General features: G+C 68.2%; 15 protein-coding genes. 14 read left to right on the top strand and 1 reads right to left on the bottom strand.

Annotation, left to right across the window (positions count from 1 at the left end; all coding sequences use genetic code 11):
• The first annotated feature begins 268 nt into the window (after positions 1 to 268).
• Positions 269 to 2,404 (top strand): transcription termination factor Rho, encoded by a 2,136-nt coding sequence (gene rho / locus G6N60_RS20155; protein ID WP_163740584.1) that lies wholly within the window; start codon positions 269 to 271, stop codon positions 2,402 to 2,404.
• A 56-nt stretch (positions 2,405 to 2,460) separates the two neighbouring features.
• Here rho and G6N60_RS20150 read toward each other — a convergent pair whose 3' ends face one another.
• Positions 2,461 to 3,081 (bottom strand): TetR/AcrR family transcriptional regulator, encoded by a 621-nt coding sequence (locus G6N60_RS20150; RefSeq protein ID WP_163740581.1) that lies wholly within the window; start codon positions 3,079 to 3,081, stop codon positions 2,461 to 2,463.
• A 126-nt stretch (positions 3,082 to 3,207) separates the two neighbouring features.
• On the opposite strand from G6N60_RS20150, the gene fadD1 reads away from it, so the two are divergent.
• From fadD1 to G6N60_RS20085, 13 genes are all read left to right on the top strand, one after another.
• Complete coding sequence (gene fadD1, locus G6N60_RS20145; protein ID WP_163740579.1) at positions 3,208 to 4,797, top strand: fatty-acid--CoA ligase FadD1; 1,590 nt, start codon at positions 3,208 to 3,210, stop codon at positions 4,795 to 4,797.
• 140 nt (positions 4,798 to 4,937) lie between these two features.
• Positions 4,938 to 5,171 carry a 50S ribosomal protein L31 gene (rpmE, locus tag G6N60_RS20140; protein WP_163740577.1) on the top strand — a complete coding sequence of 78 codons (234 nt, stop codon included), beginning with the start codon at positions 4,938 to 4,940 and terminating at the stop codon, positions 5,169 to 5,171.
• Positions 5,172 to 5,261: 90 nt separating this feature from the next.
• Positions 5,262 to 6,344, top strand: coding sequence for a peptide chain release factor 1 (gene prfA, locus G6N60_RS20135; RefSeq protein WP_163740575.1), 1,083 nt, complete (start codon positions 5,262 to 5,264; stop codon positions 6,342 to 6,344).
• Positions 6,341 to 7,225, top strand: a complete 885-nt coding sequence (prmC, locus tag G6N60_RS20130) for a peptide chain release factor N(5)-glutamine methyltransferase (RefSeq protein WP_163740573.1) — start codon at positions 6,341 to 6,343, stop codon at positions 7,223 to 7,225. The genes prfA and prmC overlap by 4 nt, the downstream gene beginning before the upstream one ends.
• Positions 7,222 to 7,875 (top strand): L-threonylcarbamoyladenylate synthase, encoded by a 654-nt coding sequence (locus tag G6N60_RS20125; RefSeq protein WP_163740571.1) that lies wholly within the window; start codon positions 7,222 to 7,224, stop codon positions 7,873 to 7,875. Before prmC ends, G6N60_RS20125 begins: the two co-directional genes overlap by 4 nt.
• Positions 7,876 to 7,950: 75 nt before the next feature.
• Complete coding sequence (locus G6N60_RS20120) at positions 7,951 to 9,123, top strand: glycosyltransferase family 4 protein (protein WP_163740568.1); 1,173 nt, start codon at positions 7,951 to 7,953, stop codon at positions 9,121 to 9,123.
• A 267-nt stretch (positions 9,124 to 9,390) separates the two neighbouring features.
• Positions 9,391 to 9,855, top strand: a complete 465-nt coding sequence (locus G6N60_RS20115) for an ATP synthase subunit I (RefSeq protein ID WP_163740566.1) — start codon at positions 9,391 to 9,393, stop codon at positions 9,853 to 9,855.
• The gene (atpB, locus tag G6N60_RS20110; RefSeq protein WP_163740564.1) at positions 9,848 to 10,675 is read left to right on the top strand and encodes a F0F1 ATP synthase subunit A; all 828 of its coding nucleotides are present in this window, start codon (positions 9,848 to 9,850) and stop codon (positions 10,673 to 10,675) included. Before G6N60_RS20115 ends, atpB begins: the two co-directional genes overlap by 8 nt.
• A 60-nt stretch (positions 10,676 to 10,735) precedes the next feature.
• Entirely contained in the window at positions 10,736 to 10,981 is a 246-nt protein-coding gene (locus tag G6N60_RS20105; protein ID WP_163740562.1) for a F0F1 ATP synthase subunit C, read from the top strand.
• Positions 10,982 to 10,990: 9 nt separating this feature from the next.
• Positions 10,991 to 11,491 (top strand): F0F1 ATP synthase subunit B, encoded by a 501-nt coding sequence (locus tag G6N60_RS20100; protein ID WP_163740559.1) that lies wholly within the window; start codon positions 10,991 to 10,993, stop codon positions 11,489 to 11,491.
• Positions 11,492 to 12,826 carry a F0F1 ATP synthase subunit B/delta gene (locus tag G6N60_RS20095; protein WP_163740557.1) on the top strand — a complete coding sequence of 445 codons (1,335 nt, stop codon included), beginning with the start codon at positions 11,492 to 11,494 and terminating at the stop codon, positions 12,824 to 12,826.
• Positions 12,827 to 12,879: 53 nt separating this feature from the next.
• Positions 12,880 to 14,532 carry a F0F1 ATP synthase subunit alpha gene (atpA, locus tag G6N60_RS20090; protein WP_163740555.1) on the top strand — a complete coding sequence of 551 codons (1,653 nt, stop codon included), beginning with the start codon at positions 12,880 to 12,882 and terminating at the stop codon, positions 14,530 to 14,532.
• Positions 14,533 to 14,556: 24 nt separating this feature from the next.
• The gene (locus tag G6N60_RS20085) at positions 14,557 to 15,480 is read left to right on the top strand and encodes a F0F1 ATP synthase subunit gamma (RefSeq protein ID WP_163740553.1); all 924 of its coding nucleotides are present in this window, start codon (positions 14,557 to 14,559) and stop codon (positions 15,478 to 15,480) included.
• The last annotated feature ends 14 nt before the right edge of the window (positions 15,481 to 15,494 follow it).

Here is a 15,494-nt window from a genome sequence, read left to right as displayed (position 1 = left end):
CTTGCTTCCTGCGTCGATGCGAGTTATCCTCGCTTTCGTCCAGCAATCGCAGCCTCTGTGCCTGCGCCTACACTAGGACGACTACCAATCCTTCTCGTGGATGACGGTTCTCCGCACGCGGTGAATCCCAAACGATCTCCGTTGCATCGGCAACGGTGCGACAGGCAATGGTGGGACCAAGGCACTCAGTAGCCGGCATCCAGCGGACTCCGCGGGATGCGACGAACCCTCGCAGAATCAGAGCCAGCGGGGGAAAGAAAGGAAATCCGTGACTGATACGGACCTCATCACGGCTGACGGCAGCAGCGACGACGTCGACCTGTCGAACCCCGTGAATTCACCAATCGTGGAAGCGGTTTCGCCGGCACCGGCCGAGCCTGCCCCGGCGAATTCGGTCGTGGCCTCGGGTGACCGCCCCACCTCGCTGACCGCGATGGTGCTCCCCGACCTGCGGGCACTGGCGGGTCAGCTGGGCGTGAAGGGCTCCTCGGGGATGCGCAAGAGCGAGCTCATCGCCGCCATCCGCGAACACCGCGGCGACGCCAACGGTGCGGCCGCCGCAGCGCACGCCGCCGAACAGGCCACCGCCGAACCCGCCGCCGCGCCGCCGCGTCGCGAGCGTCGCAGTGCCTCCCGCAGTGCCGGTGCCGCGGCCGCCGCCGAGGCGAAGGCCGCCACCGAGCAGGCCGCTCCGCAGCAGGCCGACGCCACGGAGCCATCGGCCGCCGTCACCGAGGCCGCGCCGGAGGCCAAGGCCCCCAAGGCCGAGGCTCCCAAGACCGAGACGAAGGTCGAGTCCAAGGCCGACGCCCCCGTCGAGCAGGGCACCCAGGACAAGGCCGACGAGAAGGTCGCCGACAAGCCGGACAAGGCCGGCGAGCGCACCGAGCGCACCCGCGGTTCCGGGCAGTCCGAGGGCCAGCGCACCAACGACCGCCAGAACAACGGCGGCGGCAACGCGAACAACAACGGCGGCGGCGGTAACAACAACGGCAACGCCAACAACAACGGCGGCGGCGGTAACAACAACGGCAACGCCAACAACAACGGCGGCGGCAACAACGCCAACAACAACACCGGCGGCAATGCCAACAACAACGCCAACAACAACGACGACGACGACGATGGTCGCGGCGGACGGCGTGGTCGCCGCTTCCGCGACCGCAGGCGGCGTGGCGAGCGGGGCGACACTCAGGGCGGCGGCAACAACGACCGCGACACCGAGCTCCGCGAGGACGACGTCGTGCAGCCCGTGGCGGGCATCCTCGACGTGCTCGACAACTACGCCTTCGTGCGGACCTCCGGCTACCTCGCGGGCACCAACGACGTCTACGTCTCCATGAACATGGTGCGCAAGAACGGCCTGCGCCGTGGCGACGCCATCCTCGGCGCGGTCCGCGTCGCCCGTGAGGGCGAGGGCGGCGGCGGTGGGGGCGGCAACCAGAACCCGCGCCAGAAGTTCAACCCGCTGGTGCGGCTGGACTCGGTCAACGGTGGGCCCGTCGAAGACGCCAGGAATCGTCCCGAGTTCCAGAAGCTGACGCCGCTCTACCCGAACCAGCGGCTGCGTCTGGAGACCAAGTCGGAGCTCCTGACGACCCGCGTCATCGACCTGATCATGCCGATCGGCAAGGGTCAGCGCGCGCTGATCGTGTCGCCGCCCAAGGCGGGCAAGACGATGGTGCTGCAGAGCATCGCCAACGCGATCACGACCAACAACCCCGAGTGCCACCTGATGGTGGTGCTGGTCGACGAGCGACCCGAAGAGGTCACCGACATGCAGCGCTCGGTCAAGGGTGAGGTCATTGCCTCCACCTTCGACCGGCCGCCGTCAGACCACACCGCGGTCGCGGAGTTGGCCATCGAGCGCGCCAAGCGTCTCGTCGAGCAGGGGAGGGACGTCGTCGTGTTGCTCGACTCCATCACCCGTCTCGGCCGCGCCTACAACAACGCGTCGCCCGCGTCGGGCCGCATCCTCTCCGGTGGTGTCGACTCGACGGCGCTGTACCCGCCGAAGCGCTTCCTCGGCGCGGCCCGCAACATCGAAGACGGCGGTTCGCTGACGATCATCGCCACCGCGCTGGTCGAAACCGGCTCGATGGGTGACACCGTCATCTACGAGGAGTTCAAGGGCACCGGCAACGCCGAGCTCAAGCTCGACCGCAAGATCGCCGAGCGTCGCGTGTTCCCCGCGGTGGACGTCAACCCGTCCAACACCCGCAAGGACGAGCTGTTGCTCTCCTCCGACGAGTTCGCCGTCGTGCACAAGCTGCGCCGGGTGCTGTCCGGTTTGGACTCCCACCAGGCCATCGATCTGCTGATGAGCCAGCTGCGCAAGACGAAGAACAACTACGAGTTCCTGGTGCAGGTCTCGAAGAACACGCCGGGCACCGACAACGACTAGCGTTCACGACCGACGACGGCCCTCACACTCCGGTGTGGGGGCCGTCGTCGTTCGGGCTAGGTCTGCGACGGTTCGGCCCGCAGGCCGGGCATCACGTATCGGCGCACGTGCCGCAGTACCGCGTCGTGGTCGGTGGGGTCGAGCTGCTGCCCGGGCACCGTCGCGAGCGAAAGCAGTGCGCGCGCAACCCATTCCGAGGCCTCCGCGACGTTCACGTCGGCGTGGATCTCGCCCCGGTCCCTGGCGGCGACGAGATATCTCGACCAGAACTCGCCGAGATCGGGCACCAGCCCCTGGACGCCGGCGCCGGCGCAGGCCGCGAACTCCTCGGGCTCTTCCATGCGCAGCTTCATCAGCAGCGCGCCGGGGTCGGCGTAGGCCGTGCGGCCGTGGCGGATGCCTGCCGCGATCTGCTCGTCGAGACCGTCGATCTGCTCGAGCATCTCGTGGGACCGAGACCAGTACGCGTCGTTGAGTCGCACGATCGCCGCGCCCAGCAGTGAGTTCTTGTCGGGGAAGTGGCGATAGAGCCAGCCCCGCGACACGCCCGCGACCTCGGCGACCTCTGACACCGTCGTCGAACGAATGCCCTTGGCACGCAGGCACACCTCGGCGGCGTCGATCAGCCGGTCGCGCACGCTCTTCGACGCGGGCCGGGGTGCGGTGGCGCTGGTCAACGGCGGGCTCCTCTTCGCGTCGCGGTGGGGACGGACGCATTGTGCCCGTCGTCAGACGGTACCGTGTGGCACATCGTGGTAGACACTTTCCCAATTGTGTTCAGCGTGGAACCGAGGTAGCCGACGATGGCCGACACACTCCAACAGTTGCTCAGGACGCGGGCCGACTCCGACCTGGTCGCCGTCACGCACGGCGATGCGTCGTGGACGTGGCGCGAGTACATCGACGCGGCCGGTGCCCAGGCGGCCGCCGTCATCGCGGCGTCGGACCCGGCCCGCCCGCTGCACGTCGGCGCGCTCGTGGGCAACACGCCCGAGATGCTGACCGCGCTCGCCGGGGCCGGGCTGGGTGGCTACGTGCTGTGCGGCCTCAACACGACGCGCCGGGGCGAGGCGCTGGCCCGGGACATCGCGCGCGTCGACTGTCAGCTCGTCCTCACCGAACCCGGCCAGGCGCACCTGCTCGACGGCCTGGAGCTGCCCGGCGTCACGGTCGTCGACGTCACGGATCCCGCGTGGACGGACCGGGTCGCGGCCGCACCCGCCCTGACGCCGCACCGCGAGGTCGGCGCCGACGACACCTTCATGATGATCTTCACCTCCGGCACCAGCGGCGAGCCCAAGGCGGTCGAAGTGCCGCACGCGATGGTGCTGTTCGCCGGCAGCGCGCTGGTGCAGCGCTACGGTCTCGGCGAGACCGACGTGTGCTATCTGGCCATGCCGCTGTTCCACTCCAACGCCGTCTACGCCGGCTGGAGCGTCGCGCTGGGAGCGGGTGCGGCGATGGTGCCCGCGACGTTCTCGGCATCGCGGTTCCTGCCCGACGTGCGCAGGTACGGCGTCACCTACATGAACTACGTGGGCAAGCCGCTCGCGTACATCCTCGCCACCCCCGAGCAGCCCGACGACCACGACAACCCGCTGCGCATCGCGTTCGGCAACGAAGCCGCCGATCGCGACATCGAGGAGTTCGGCCGCCGGTTCGGGTGCTCGGTGTGGGACGGCTTCGGCTCGACCGAGGCCGCGGTCATCATCACCCGGCCCGACGACTGTCCGCCGGGCTCGATCGGCAAGGGCTTCCCGGGCGTCGCGATCTATGACCCCGAGACCGTCGTCGAGTGCGCCGTCGCACGATTCGACGAGACGGGTGCGCTCGTCAACGGCGACGCGGCGACGGGGGAGTTGGTCAACACCAGCGGCAGCGGTCTGTTCCGCGGCTACTACAACGATCCCGGCGCGACGGATCAGCGCCTGCGGCACGGCATGTACTGGTCGGGCGATCTGGCCTACCGCGACGCCGACGGGTGGATCTATCTCGCCGGCCGCACGGCCGACTGGATGCGCGTCGACAGCGAGAACCTGACCGCGGCACCGATCGAGCGAATCATGTTGCGGCTCAACGAGATCAGTCGCGTTGCCATCTATCCGGTGCCCGACGAGTACGTCGGCGACCAGGTGATGGCCGCGATCGTCCTGCGCGACGGCGCCGAGCTGACGCCCGAGGCGCTCGGCAGGTTCCTCGCAGCGCAACCCGATCTGTCCCCCAAGGCCTGGCCGCGCTACGTGTGGGTGGCCGAAGACCTGCCGAGCACCGCCACCAACAAGATCCTCAAGCGCGAGCTCGTCGCGCTCGGCGTCGAGCCGGCCGGGCGCACGCTGTGGAAGCGCGACGGCAGGGTGTTCGGGCCCATCGGGCAGCTCAGCGCCGCGGAATAGGCCCACCGGTCCGCGCGTTTATGACTCTGACGGCTGACCTGGCATAATCGACCGTCGACCCCCTCGGTTCCGGTTCACGTCTGAAGACTCAGGTCAGTGCTCTCAGGCGACCCGGCGGCCAACTACTGAAGAGGACCATCATGAAATCGGGTATCCACCCCAGCTACGTAGACACCACCGTCGTGTGTGGCTGCGGAAACACGTTCCAGACGCGCAGCACCAAGGAGAGCGGCCACATCGTGGTCGAAGTCTGCTCGCAGTGCCACCCCTTCTACACCGGTAAGCAGAAGATCCTCGACAGCGGCGGCCGTGTGGCGCGCTTCGAGAAGCGCTACGGCAAGCGCGGCTCCGACAAGGCCGCAGCCGACAAGTAGCCGACCCAACGGCGCCCGCCCCGACGCATTCATGCCGGGGGCGGGCGCCGCTTGCGTTCGGCGTGAAGCGTTCTGAGGAAGGAGTTACCGGTGCCGAGTACCGACGCCGCGACCAAGGTCGACGCGCTCGTCGCCGAGCACGCCGACCTGGAGCGGCAGCTCTCCGATCCGGCTCTGCACGCCGACGCCGGTGCGGCCCGCCGCGTCGGCCGGCGGTTTGCGCAGCTGGCTCCGATCGTCGCCACCCACCGCAAGCTGGAGAGCGCGCGCGGTGACCTCGAGGCCGCCCGCGAACTGGCGTCGGAGGATGCGTCGTTCGCCGCCGAGGTGCCCGACCTGGAGGCGCTCGTCGCACGTCTGGAGACTCAGCTCAGCGATCTGCTGGCACCGCGCGACACGCACGACGCCGACGACGTCGTGATGGAGGTCAAGTCGGGGGAGGGCGGTGAGGAGTCCGCCCTGTTCGCCGCGGACCTGGCCCGCATGTACATCAGGTATGCCGAGCGGCACGGCTGGAACGTCACCGTCCTCGATGAGACGTTCTCCGACCTCGGCGGCTACAAGGACGCCACGCTGACCATCGCCAGCAAGGGCGATTCCGCCGACGGCGTCTGGTCGCGGCTGAAGTTCGAGGGCGGCGTGCACCGCGTGCAGCGCGTCCCCGTCACCGAATCGCAGGGCCGCGTCCACACCTCCGCGGCGGGCGTGCTGGTCTACCCCGAACCCGACGACGTGGCCGAGGTGCAGATCGACGAGTCGGATCTGCGCATCGACGTCTACCGCTCCTCCGGCAAGGGCGGGCAGGGCGTCAACACCACCGACTCCGCGGTCCGCATCACCCACCTGCCCTCGGGCATCGTCGTCACCTGCCAGAACGAGCGTTCGCAGCTGCAGAACAAGGCGCGCGCCATGGTGGTGCTCGCAGCGCGTCTGCAGGCGCTGGCCGAGGAGCAGGCGTCCGCCGACGCCTCCGCCGACCGGGCCAGCCAGATCCGCACCGTCGACCGCAGCGAGCGCATCCGGACCTACAACTATCCCGAGAACCGGATCACCGACCATCGCATCGGGTTCAAGGCGCACAACCTGGACCAGGTGCTCGACGGCGAGCTCGACCCGATGCTCGACGCCTTGGCCGCGGCCGACCGGCAAGCCAGGCTCCAAGAGCAAGAATGACGCGGTTGCGGCGGGCCATCGACGAGGCCGCGGGCACGCTCGAGCAGGCCGGGATCGACAGCGCGCACGTCGACGCCGAACTCCTCGCGGCGCACGCGGCCGGGCTGGACCGCGGCCTGCTCCGGTTCCACGAGCCCGACGAGCCGTTCTACGTGCACTACCGCGACCTCGTCGAGGCGCGGTCGCGGCGGATTCCGCTGCAGCATCTGACGGAGTCGGCGGCGTTCGGACCACTGCTGCTGCACGTCGGCCCCGGGGTGTTCATCCCCCGCCCCGAGACGGAGTCGCTCCTGGAATGGGCTCTGCGGCAACGACTTTCGCCGAAGCCAACCATCGTCGACCTGTGCACCGGATCGGGGGCGCTCGCCGCCGCGCTCGCCGCGGCCCGGCACGCCGCACACGTCGTCGCCGTCGAGGACTCGGCCGAGGCGTTGCGGTACGCGCGGCGCAACTGCGCGGGACTCGATGTCGAACTCGTCGAGGCCGACGTCACCACCCCCGGATTGCTGAGCGGGTACGACGGGACGGTCGACCTCCTGGTGGCGAACCCGCCCTACATTCCCGACGGCGCGGTCCTCGACCCCGAGGTCGCCGACCACGACCCGGCCCACGCACTCTTCGGAGGCCCCGACGGCATGCGCGTCATCGGCCCGATCGTCGCGATCGCGGCCCGACTGCTGCGGTCGGGGGGCGCCGTCGCCGTCGAGCACGACGACGACACCGCGGCATCGACCGTCGCGCTGTTCGAGGAGTCCAGCGCCTTCGCCGAGGTCACCTCGCGACGCGACCTCGCCGGTCGGCCGCGGTTCGTGACGGCGATGAGGAAGGCTAGGGACGATGGGCGCGAGTGGGTCGCAAACTACGGAGGTGTGCACACATGAGTGAGGTTTTCGACTGCACGGACGCGACCCAGCGGCCCGCCGGCATCGCGTCGGCGATCAGCGCGCTCAAGGGTGGCCGGCTGGTGGTGCTGCCCACCGACACCGTCTACGGCATCGGCGCCGACGCGTTCGACGGCGCGGCCGTGGCCGCCCTGCTGGCGGCCAAGGGGCGTGGCCGCGACATGCCCGTCCCGGTGCTCGTCGGGTCGTGGCACACGATCGACGGTCTGGTCTATTCGGTGCCCGAGTCGGCCCGCGAACTCATCCGCGCGTTCTGGCCGGGGGCGCTGAGCCTCGTCGTCCAACAGGCGCCGTCGCTGCAGTGGGATCTCGGTGACGCGCAGGGCACCGTCATGCTGCGGATGCCGTTGCACCCGGTGGCGATCGAGCTGCTGCGCGAGGTGGGACCGATGGCGGTCTCGAGTGCCAACATCTCCGGCCGGGCGGCGGCCACGACGGCAGCCGAGGCGCGCGACCAGCTCGGTGACCTGGTGGAGGTCTACCTCGAGGCGGGACCGTCGGCGCAAGGCGCGGCGTCGACCATCGTCGACCTCACGGGGGCGCAGCCGCGGATCCTGCGGGCCGGACCCATCACCGCCGCGGCCATCGCCGACGTGCTGAAGATCGAGGCGGAGTCGCTCTCGGCCTGACGCACCGGCGGCTCGGGACCGCCCCGCGGCGTCACCGCGTTCGGGGTCTCAGCTCGGTCCAGTACATTTCAGCGCGTGGCTGGCCTGCTCGCGTTGTCCGATCGCGGCGCCGGTGTCCCGTTGCGGGAGCTGGCGCTGGTCGGGCTGACCGCGGCCATCATCACGTACTTCGCCACGGGCTGGGTCCGGGGGCTCGCGACGCGGCTCGGCGCCGTCGCCTACCCGCGCCAGCGCGACGTCCACGAACAGCCGACGCCCCGCATGGGCGGACTCGCGATGTACATCGGCATCGTCGCCGCCGTGCTGCTGGCGTCTCAGCTACCCGCCCTGACGCGCGGTTTCGTCTACTCCTCCGGCATGCCCGCGGTGGTCGTGGCGGGTGGTCTGATCATGGCGATCGGCCTGATCGACGACCGGTGGGGACTGGACGCCCTGACGAAGTTCGCCGGCCAGATCACCGCCGCCAGCGTGCTGGTGACGATGGGCGTTGCGTGGAGCGTGCTCTACATCCCGATCGGGGGCGTCGGCACGATCGTGCTCGACCAGGTCACCTCGATCCTGCTGACCCTGGCGTTGACCGTCTCCATCGTCAACGCGATGAACTTCGTCGACGGCCTCGACGGCCTGGCCGCCGGGCTGGGCCTGATCACCGCGGCGGCGATCTGCATCTTCTCGATCGGCCTGCTGCGCGACCATGGCGGCGACGTCCTGTTCTACCCGCCGGCGGTGATCTCGGTGGTCCTCGCCGGCGCCTGTTTAGGGTTCCTCCCGCACAACTTCCATCCGGCGAAGATCTTCATGGGCGACTCGGGTTCGATGCTCATCGGATTGATGCTCGCCGCGGCGTCGACCACGGCCGCGGGACCGATCTCGCAGAACGCCTACGGCGCGCGCGACGTCTTCGCCCTGCTGTCGCCGTTCCTCCTGGTCGTCGCCGTCATGTTCGTGCCGGCGCTGGACATGTTGCTGGCCATCGTCAGGCGCACGCGTGCCGGGCGCAGCCCGTTCAGTCCGGACAAGATGCATCTGCACCACCGGTTGCTGCAGATCGGTCATTCCCATCGGCGCGTGGTCCTGCTGATCTACTTGTGGGTAGGCATCGTCGCCCTCGGCGCGGCAAGCACCATCTTCTTCGACCCCCGCTACACCGGCGCCGTCATGCTGGCGGCGATCGTCGTCGCGATGGTCATCACCCTCATCCCACTGCTCCGAAGAGGCCGCGACGCTCCCAGCCGGCTGCCAGACTAGGGAGTACGACAAGAAGTAGTAGGTCGGGTTTAGGCCCGTCTACCATGTGGTACGGTGCTGGCAGAACCCGAAAGACCTCGCGGGTTGCCGGCCCGGCCCCTCGGTTGCGCAGAAGCCGATCGGGGCCGACGTACGACCGACAAAGGGAGCTTCCCCTTGGGTGATTCCAGCGCGCCCACCGCCCTCCGATACGCTCAGCGGGCACGCGCCGGATCATCGATCGTCCAAGAGGACAGCTACCGAGACAGCGTGGATTGAGGTGAGTCAGTGACGACGCCAGCGCAGGATGCGCCGTTGGTGTTCCCAGCCGTGGCCTTCCGGCCCGTGCGTTTGTTCATCGTATGCCTCGTCTTGACCGCGTTGGCGGTTGCCGCGGCGGCGTTCGGCGGCAAGGTTCTCTACGGCGTGTTCTTCGGGGTCGGTCTGCTCCTCGGTCTGTGCAATGCGCTCCTGGTGCGCCGGGCGGTCGAGTCGATCACCGCCGAGGACCATCCGCTGAAGAAGAAGATGGCCCTCAACTCCGCCTCGCGCCTGCTGGCGATCACCGCGGTGGCCCTGGCGATCGCCATCGTCTTCAAGAGGGACGGCGGTCTGGCGGTGCTGTTCGGACTGGCCATCTTCCAAGCCCTCCTGGTGATGAGCACCAGCATTCCCGTACTCCGGAAGATCCGCTCGGGCGGCATGGACGTTCTGGAGACCGAGTCGAAGGATAGAGCTGACACCAATGAATGAGCAGGTTGTCGCCGCGGGAGCCATCCACGTCGGCGAGCACGACGAAGTGCACTGGCTGGGGTTGACCTTCAACCTGGACACCATCACGGCCACGGCCGTCGCCGCGGTCATCGTCATCGGCCTGGCGTTCTTCCTGCGGGCAAAGGTCACCTCGACCGACGTCCCGGGTGGGGTGCAGCTGTTCTTCGAGGCGATCACCATTCAGATGCGCAACCAGGTCGAGAGCGCGATCGGCATCAGGGTCGCACCGTTCGTGCTGCCCCTGGCCGTGGCGCTGTTCGTGTTCATCCTGATCTCGAACTGGCTCTCGGTGCTGCCGGTGCAGTACTCCTCCGGCGGTGAGACCCACGAGCTGCTCAAGCCGCCGGCCGCCGACATCAACTTCGTGCTGGCGCTCGCCCTGTTCGTGTTCCTCTGCTACCACGCCGCCGGCATCTGGCGTCGCGGGTTCTTCAAGCACTGGGTGAAGGTGCTCAAGGGTCACGTGGCCTTCATGGCGCCCATCAACCTGGTCGAGGAGATCGCCAAGCCGATCTCGTTGTCGCTGCGACTCTTTGGCAACCTGTTCGCCGGAGGCATCCTGGTCACGCTCATCGCGGCGCTGATCCCCACGCAGTTCATGTGGGCGCCCAACGCGATCTGGAAGCTGTTCGACCTCTTCGTCGGCCTGATCCAGGCGTTCATCTTCGCGCTGCTGACGATCCTGTACTTCAGCCAGTCGATGGAACTCGACCACGACGACGAGCACGCCGAGGGCGACCACGACGAGGGTGACCACGCCCGAGATGCCAAGGACGCCAAGGAAGCCGCAAGCCACTAAGCCGTACGACCGTTCGACCCACCTGGTGGCGCCGCCACCAGCTCACAAGGAGGAAAAGGAATGAACCCCACTATCGCTGCCGGCGCACTCATCGGCGGTGGTTTGATCATGGCGGGTGGCGCGATCGGCGCGGGTATCGGTGACGGTATCGCCGGTAACGCACTGATCTCCGGCATCGCCAGGCAGCCCGAGGCGCAGGGTCGGCTCTTCACCCCGTTCTTCATCACCGTCGGCCTGGTCGAGGCGGCCTACTTCATCAACCTGGCCTTCATGGCGCTGTTCGTGTTCGCCACCCCGGTCAGCTAATTCACTGACATGCATTCACTGAGCGCATCGATCCAAGCGGCCGGAGAAGGCGGCGGGGGAAACAACTTCCTGATCCCCAACGCCACCTTCTTCGTCGTGCTGATCATCTTCCTGATCGTGCTCGGCGTCATCGCCACATGGGTCGTGCCACCGGTGAGCAAGGTCCTCGCCGAGCGGGAGGCCATGCTCGCCAAGACCGCCGCGGACAACCGCAAGTCGGCCGAACAGATGGCGGCGGCACAGGCCGACTACGAGGAGAAGATGGCCGAGGCCCGCACGGAGGCCTCGTCGATCCGCGACCAGGCTCGCAACGCCGGTCGGCAGGTCATCGACGAGAAGCGGGCCGAGGCCAACGGCGAGGTGGCCGACACGGTGCGCGATGCGGATCGTCAACTGTCAGAACAACGTTCGGCTGCGCAGTCCGAACTCGACTCGTCGGTGGACGGTCTGTCCGCGACGCTGGCGAGCCGCATCCTCGGCGTAGACGTCACATCGGGTGGGAGCCGCTAAATGTCGACATTCATCGGCCAGCTGATCGGGTTCGCGGTCATCGTGTTCGTCGTGTGGCGTTACGTCGTGCCGCCGGTCAAGTCGCTGATGCAGAAGCAGCAGGACGCGGTGCGGGCCGCGCTCGCCGAGAGCGAGGAGGCGGCCCGCAAGCTCGCCGACGCCGACGCCATGCACGCCAAGGCCGTGAAGGACGCCGAGGCCGAGGCCGCCAAGGTTACCGACGAGGCCCGACAGGACTCCGAGCGCATCGCCAGCCAGCTGGAGGAGCAGGCGGGCGTGGAGGCCGAGCGGGTCAAGGCCCAAGGCGCACAACACGTTCAGCTCATGCGTCAGCAGCTGATCCGTCAGCTGCGGCTCGGTCTCGGCGAGGAGTCGGTGCAGAAGGCCGACGAGCTGGTCCGGTCCCACGTCTCCGATCCCGAGGCGCAGTCGGCCACGGTCGACCGCTTCCTCGACGAGCTCGAGGAGATGGCGCCCACGTCAGCCGCCATCGAGACGGGTGCCTACGTCCGGTTGCGGGCCGCCAGCCGCGCGGCGCGTGTCGCGCTGACGCACGAATTCGACGAGGTGGCAAGCGATCTCGACGCCGACGGGCTCACCAAGCTCTCCGAGGAGCTCGCCCAGGTCGTCACGCTGCTGGTCAACGAGCCGACGCTGACGCGGCACCTCACCGAGCACAACGACGACGCGGAGGCCAAGAAGTCCCTCGTCGACCGGTTGTTCACGGGCAAGCTCGACGAGAAGACCGTGAAGCTGCTGCAGACGGCGGCGTCCCAGCGGTGGTCCGCCGAGGCCGATCTCATCGACGGCATCGAGCATCTGGCCCGGCTGGCGCTGCTGAAGCGCGCCGAGCTCGAGGATCAGGTCGACGACGTCGAGGAGCAGCTGTTCCGCTTCGGTCGCATCCTGGACGGGCAGCCCCGGCTGACCGCGTTGCTGAGCGACTACACCACGCCGCTGGAGGGCCGTACCGCGCTGTTGGACAAGGTGATCGACGGCTCGGGGATCGACGGCATCGCCGCGGCACTGCTGTCGCAGACGATCGGTCACCTGCGCGGCGAGCGTGCCGACGAGGCCGTGATCGATCTCGCCGAACTCGCCGTGGCGCGCCGTGGCGAGCTCGTCGCCCACGTGACCGCCGCAGCCGACCTGTCCGACGAGCAGCGCAACCGGCTCGTCGAACTGTTGTCGAGGATCTACGGACACCCGGTGTCGATCCAGCTCAACGTCGACCCCGAAGTCCTTGGCGGGCTCTCGATCACCGTCGGCGACGAGGTGATCGACGGTTCCATCGCCACCCGACTGGCCGCCGCACAGACGCAGCTGCCGGACTAGTCGACCCAGACAGACTCACCACCCGACTCAACAAGGTAGGAAGACGAAGAATCATGGCAGAGTTGACAATCTCCGCTGCTGACATCGAAGGTGCCGTCGAGGAGTACGTATCCTCGTTTTCCGCCGATACCCAGCGAGAAGAAATCGGCACCGTCATCGACGCGGGTGACGGCATCGCACACGTCGAGGGCCTGCCCTCGGTCATGACGCAGGAGCTCCTCGAGTTCCCCGGCGGCGTGCTCGGTGTCGCACTGAACCTCGACGAGCACAGCATCGGCGCGGTCATCCTCGGTGACTTCGAGAAGATCGAGCAGGGCCAGCAGGTCAAGCGCACCAACGAGGTGCTCTCGGTACCCGTCGGCGACGCGTTCCTCGGCCGCGTGGTGAACCCGCTGGGGCAGCCCATCGACGGCCAGGGCGACATCGAGACCGACACCCGCCGCGCGCTCGAGCTGCAGGCGCCGTCGGTCGTCCAGCGCCAGGGCGTCGAGGAGCCGCTGCAGACCGGCATCAAGGCCATCGACGCCATGACGCCCATCGGCCGCGGGCAGCGCCAGCTGATCATCGGCGACCGCAAGACCGGCAAGACGGCCGTCTGCGTCGACACGATCCTCAACCAGCGCGAGGCATGGGCGACCGGCGATCCCAAGCAGCAGGTCCGCTGCGTGTACGTCGCGATCGGCCAGAAGGGCACCACGATCGCCAGCGTCAAGCGCGCCCTCGAAGACGGCGGCGCGATGGAGTACACGACCATCGTCGCGTCGCCCGCGTCGGATCCGGCCGGCTTCAAATGGCTTGCGCCGTACACGGGTTCGGCCATCGGACAGCACTGGATGTACGACGGCAAGCACGTCCTCATCGTGTTCGACGACCTGACCAAGCAGGCCGAGGCCTACCGCGCGATCTCGCTTCTGCTGCGTCGCCCGCCGGGTCGCGAGGCCTACCCCGGCGACGTCTTCTACCTGCACTCGCGCCTGCTGGAGCGCTGCGGCAAGCTGAACGACGAACTGGGCGCCGGATCGATGACGGGTCTGCCGGTCATCGAGACCAAGGCCAACGACATCTCGGCCTACATCCCGACCAACGTCATCTCGATCACCGACGGTCAGTGCTTCCTCGAGACCGACCTGTTCAATCAGGGTGTCCGGCCAGCGATCAACGTCGGCGTGTCGGTCTCCCGCGTCGGTGGCGCCGCGCAGATCAAGGCGATGAAGGAAGTGGCGGGCAGCCTCCGCCTCGACCTGTCGCAGTACCGCGAGCTGGAGTCGTTCGCGGCGTTCGCGTCCGACCTGGATCCGACGTCCAAGGCGCAGCTGGAACGCGGCGCCCGGCTGGTCGAGTTGCTCAAGCAGCCGCAGTACAGCCCGCTCTCGGTCGAGGAGCAGGTCGTCGCGATCTTCCTCGGCACCAAGGGCCACTTGGATTCGGTTCCCGTGGAAGACGTTCGGCGCTTCCAGACCGAATTCCTCGAGCACGTCAAGGCCAGCCATGACGACGTGTACCAGGGCATCCGGGAGAGCAAGAAGCTGCCCGAGGACGCCGAGAACAAGCTGACCGACATCGTCAACGAGTTCAAGAAGGGCTTCGCCGCGTCCGACGGCAGCTCCGTCGCCGTCGACACCGGGGCCGACGCCGAGGCCCTCGATCCCGACGACCTCGAGAAGGAATCGGTCAAGGTCCGCAAGCCGGCGCCGAAGAAGAACTAAGGACCGGAGAGGTCTGGGAGACAGATGGCAGCAACACTTCGCGAACTGCGCGGGCGCATCCGCTCGGCCGGGTCGATCAAGAAGATCACCAAGGCCCAGGAGATGATCGCGACGTCACGAATCTCGAAGGCGCAGGCCAGGGTTCAAGCAGCCCGGCCCTACTCCACCGAGATCACGAACATGCTCACCGAGCTCGCGGGTGCCAGCGCGCTGGACCACCCGCTGCTCGTCGAACGGGAGTCACCGAAGCGGGCCGCGGTGCTCGTGGTGTCCTCCGATCGCGGACTCTGCGGCGCGTACAACTCGAACGTCCTGCGTCGCTCCGAGGAGCTGTTCTCGTTGCTGCGTGACGAGGGCAAGGACCCCGTGATCTACGCGGTCGGTCGAAAGGCCCTCGGCTACTACAGCTTCCGCGAGCGGCCCGTCGCCGAGTCGTGGACCGGCTTCTCGGAGCGGCCCACCTACGAGCACGCCCGTGAGATCGCCGATGCGCTCGTCACGTCGTTCATGGCCGGGGTCGACGACGAGGGCGACGACCCGGGTGACGACGGCGTTCTCGGCGTCGACGAGATCCACATCGTCTTCACCGAATTCAAGTCGATGCTGTCGCAGTCGGCGGCGGCGCTGCGGATTGCGCCGATGGTGATCGAGTACGTCGGGGAGCAGGAGGACGGTCCGCAGACCCTGTTCTCCTTCGAGCCGAACGCCGAGGCGCTATTCGACGCACTGCTGCCGCGCTACGTGGCGACCCGCGTGTACTCGGCGCTACTCGAGGCGGCCGCGTCGGAGTCGGCGGCGCGTCGACGCGCGATGAAGTCGGCCACCGACAATGCCGACGACTTGATCAAGGCGTTGACGTTGGAAGCCAACCGTGAGCGCCAGGCCCAGATCACCCAGGAAATCAGCGAAATCGTCGGCGGCGCCAACGCGCTGGCCGACGCCAAGTAAGCCCCCGAGGAAGC

Source organism: Mycolicibacterium madagascariense (assembly GCF_010729665.1).
Taxonomy (GTDB): Bacteria; Actinomycetota; Actinomycetes; order Mycobacteriales; family Mycobacteriaceae; genus Mycobacterium; species Mycobacterium madagascariense.
Note: the sequence above shows the minus strand (reverse complement) of the source record. Positions and strands in the feature narration are given on the sequence as shown.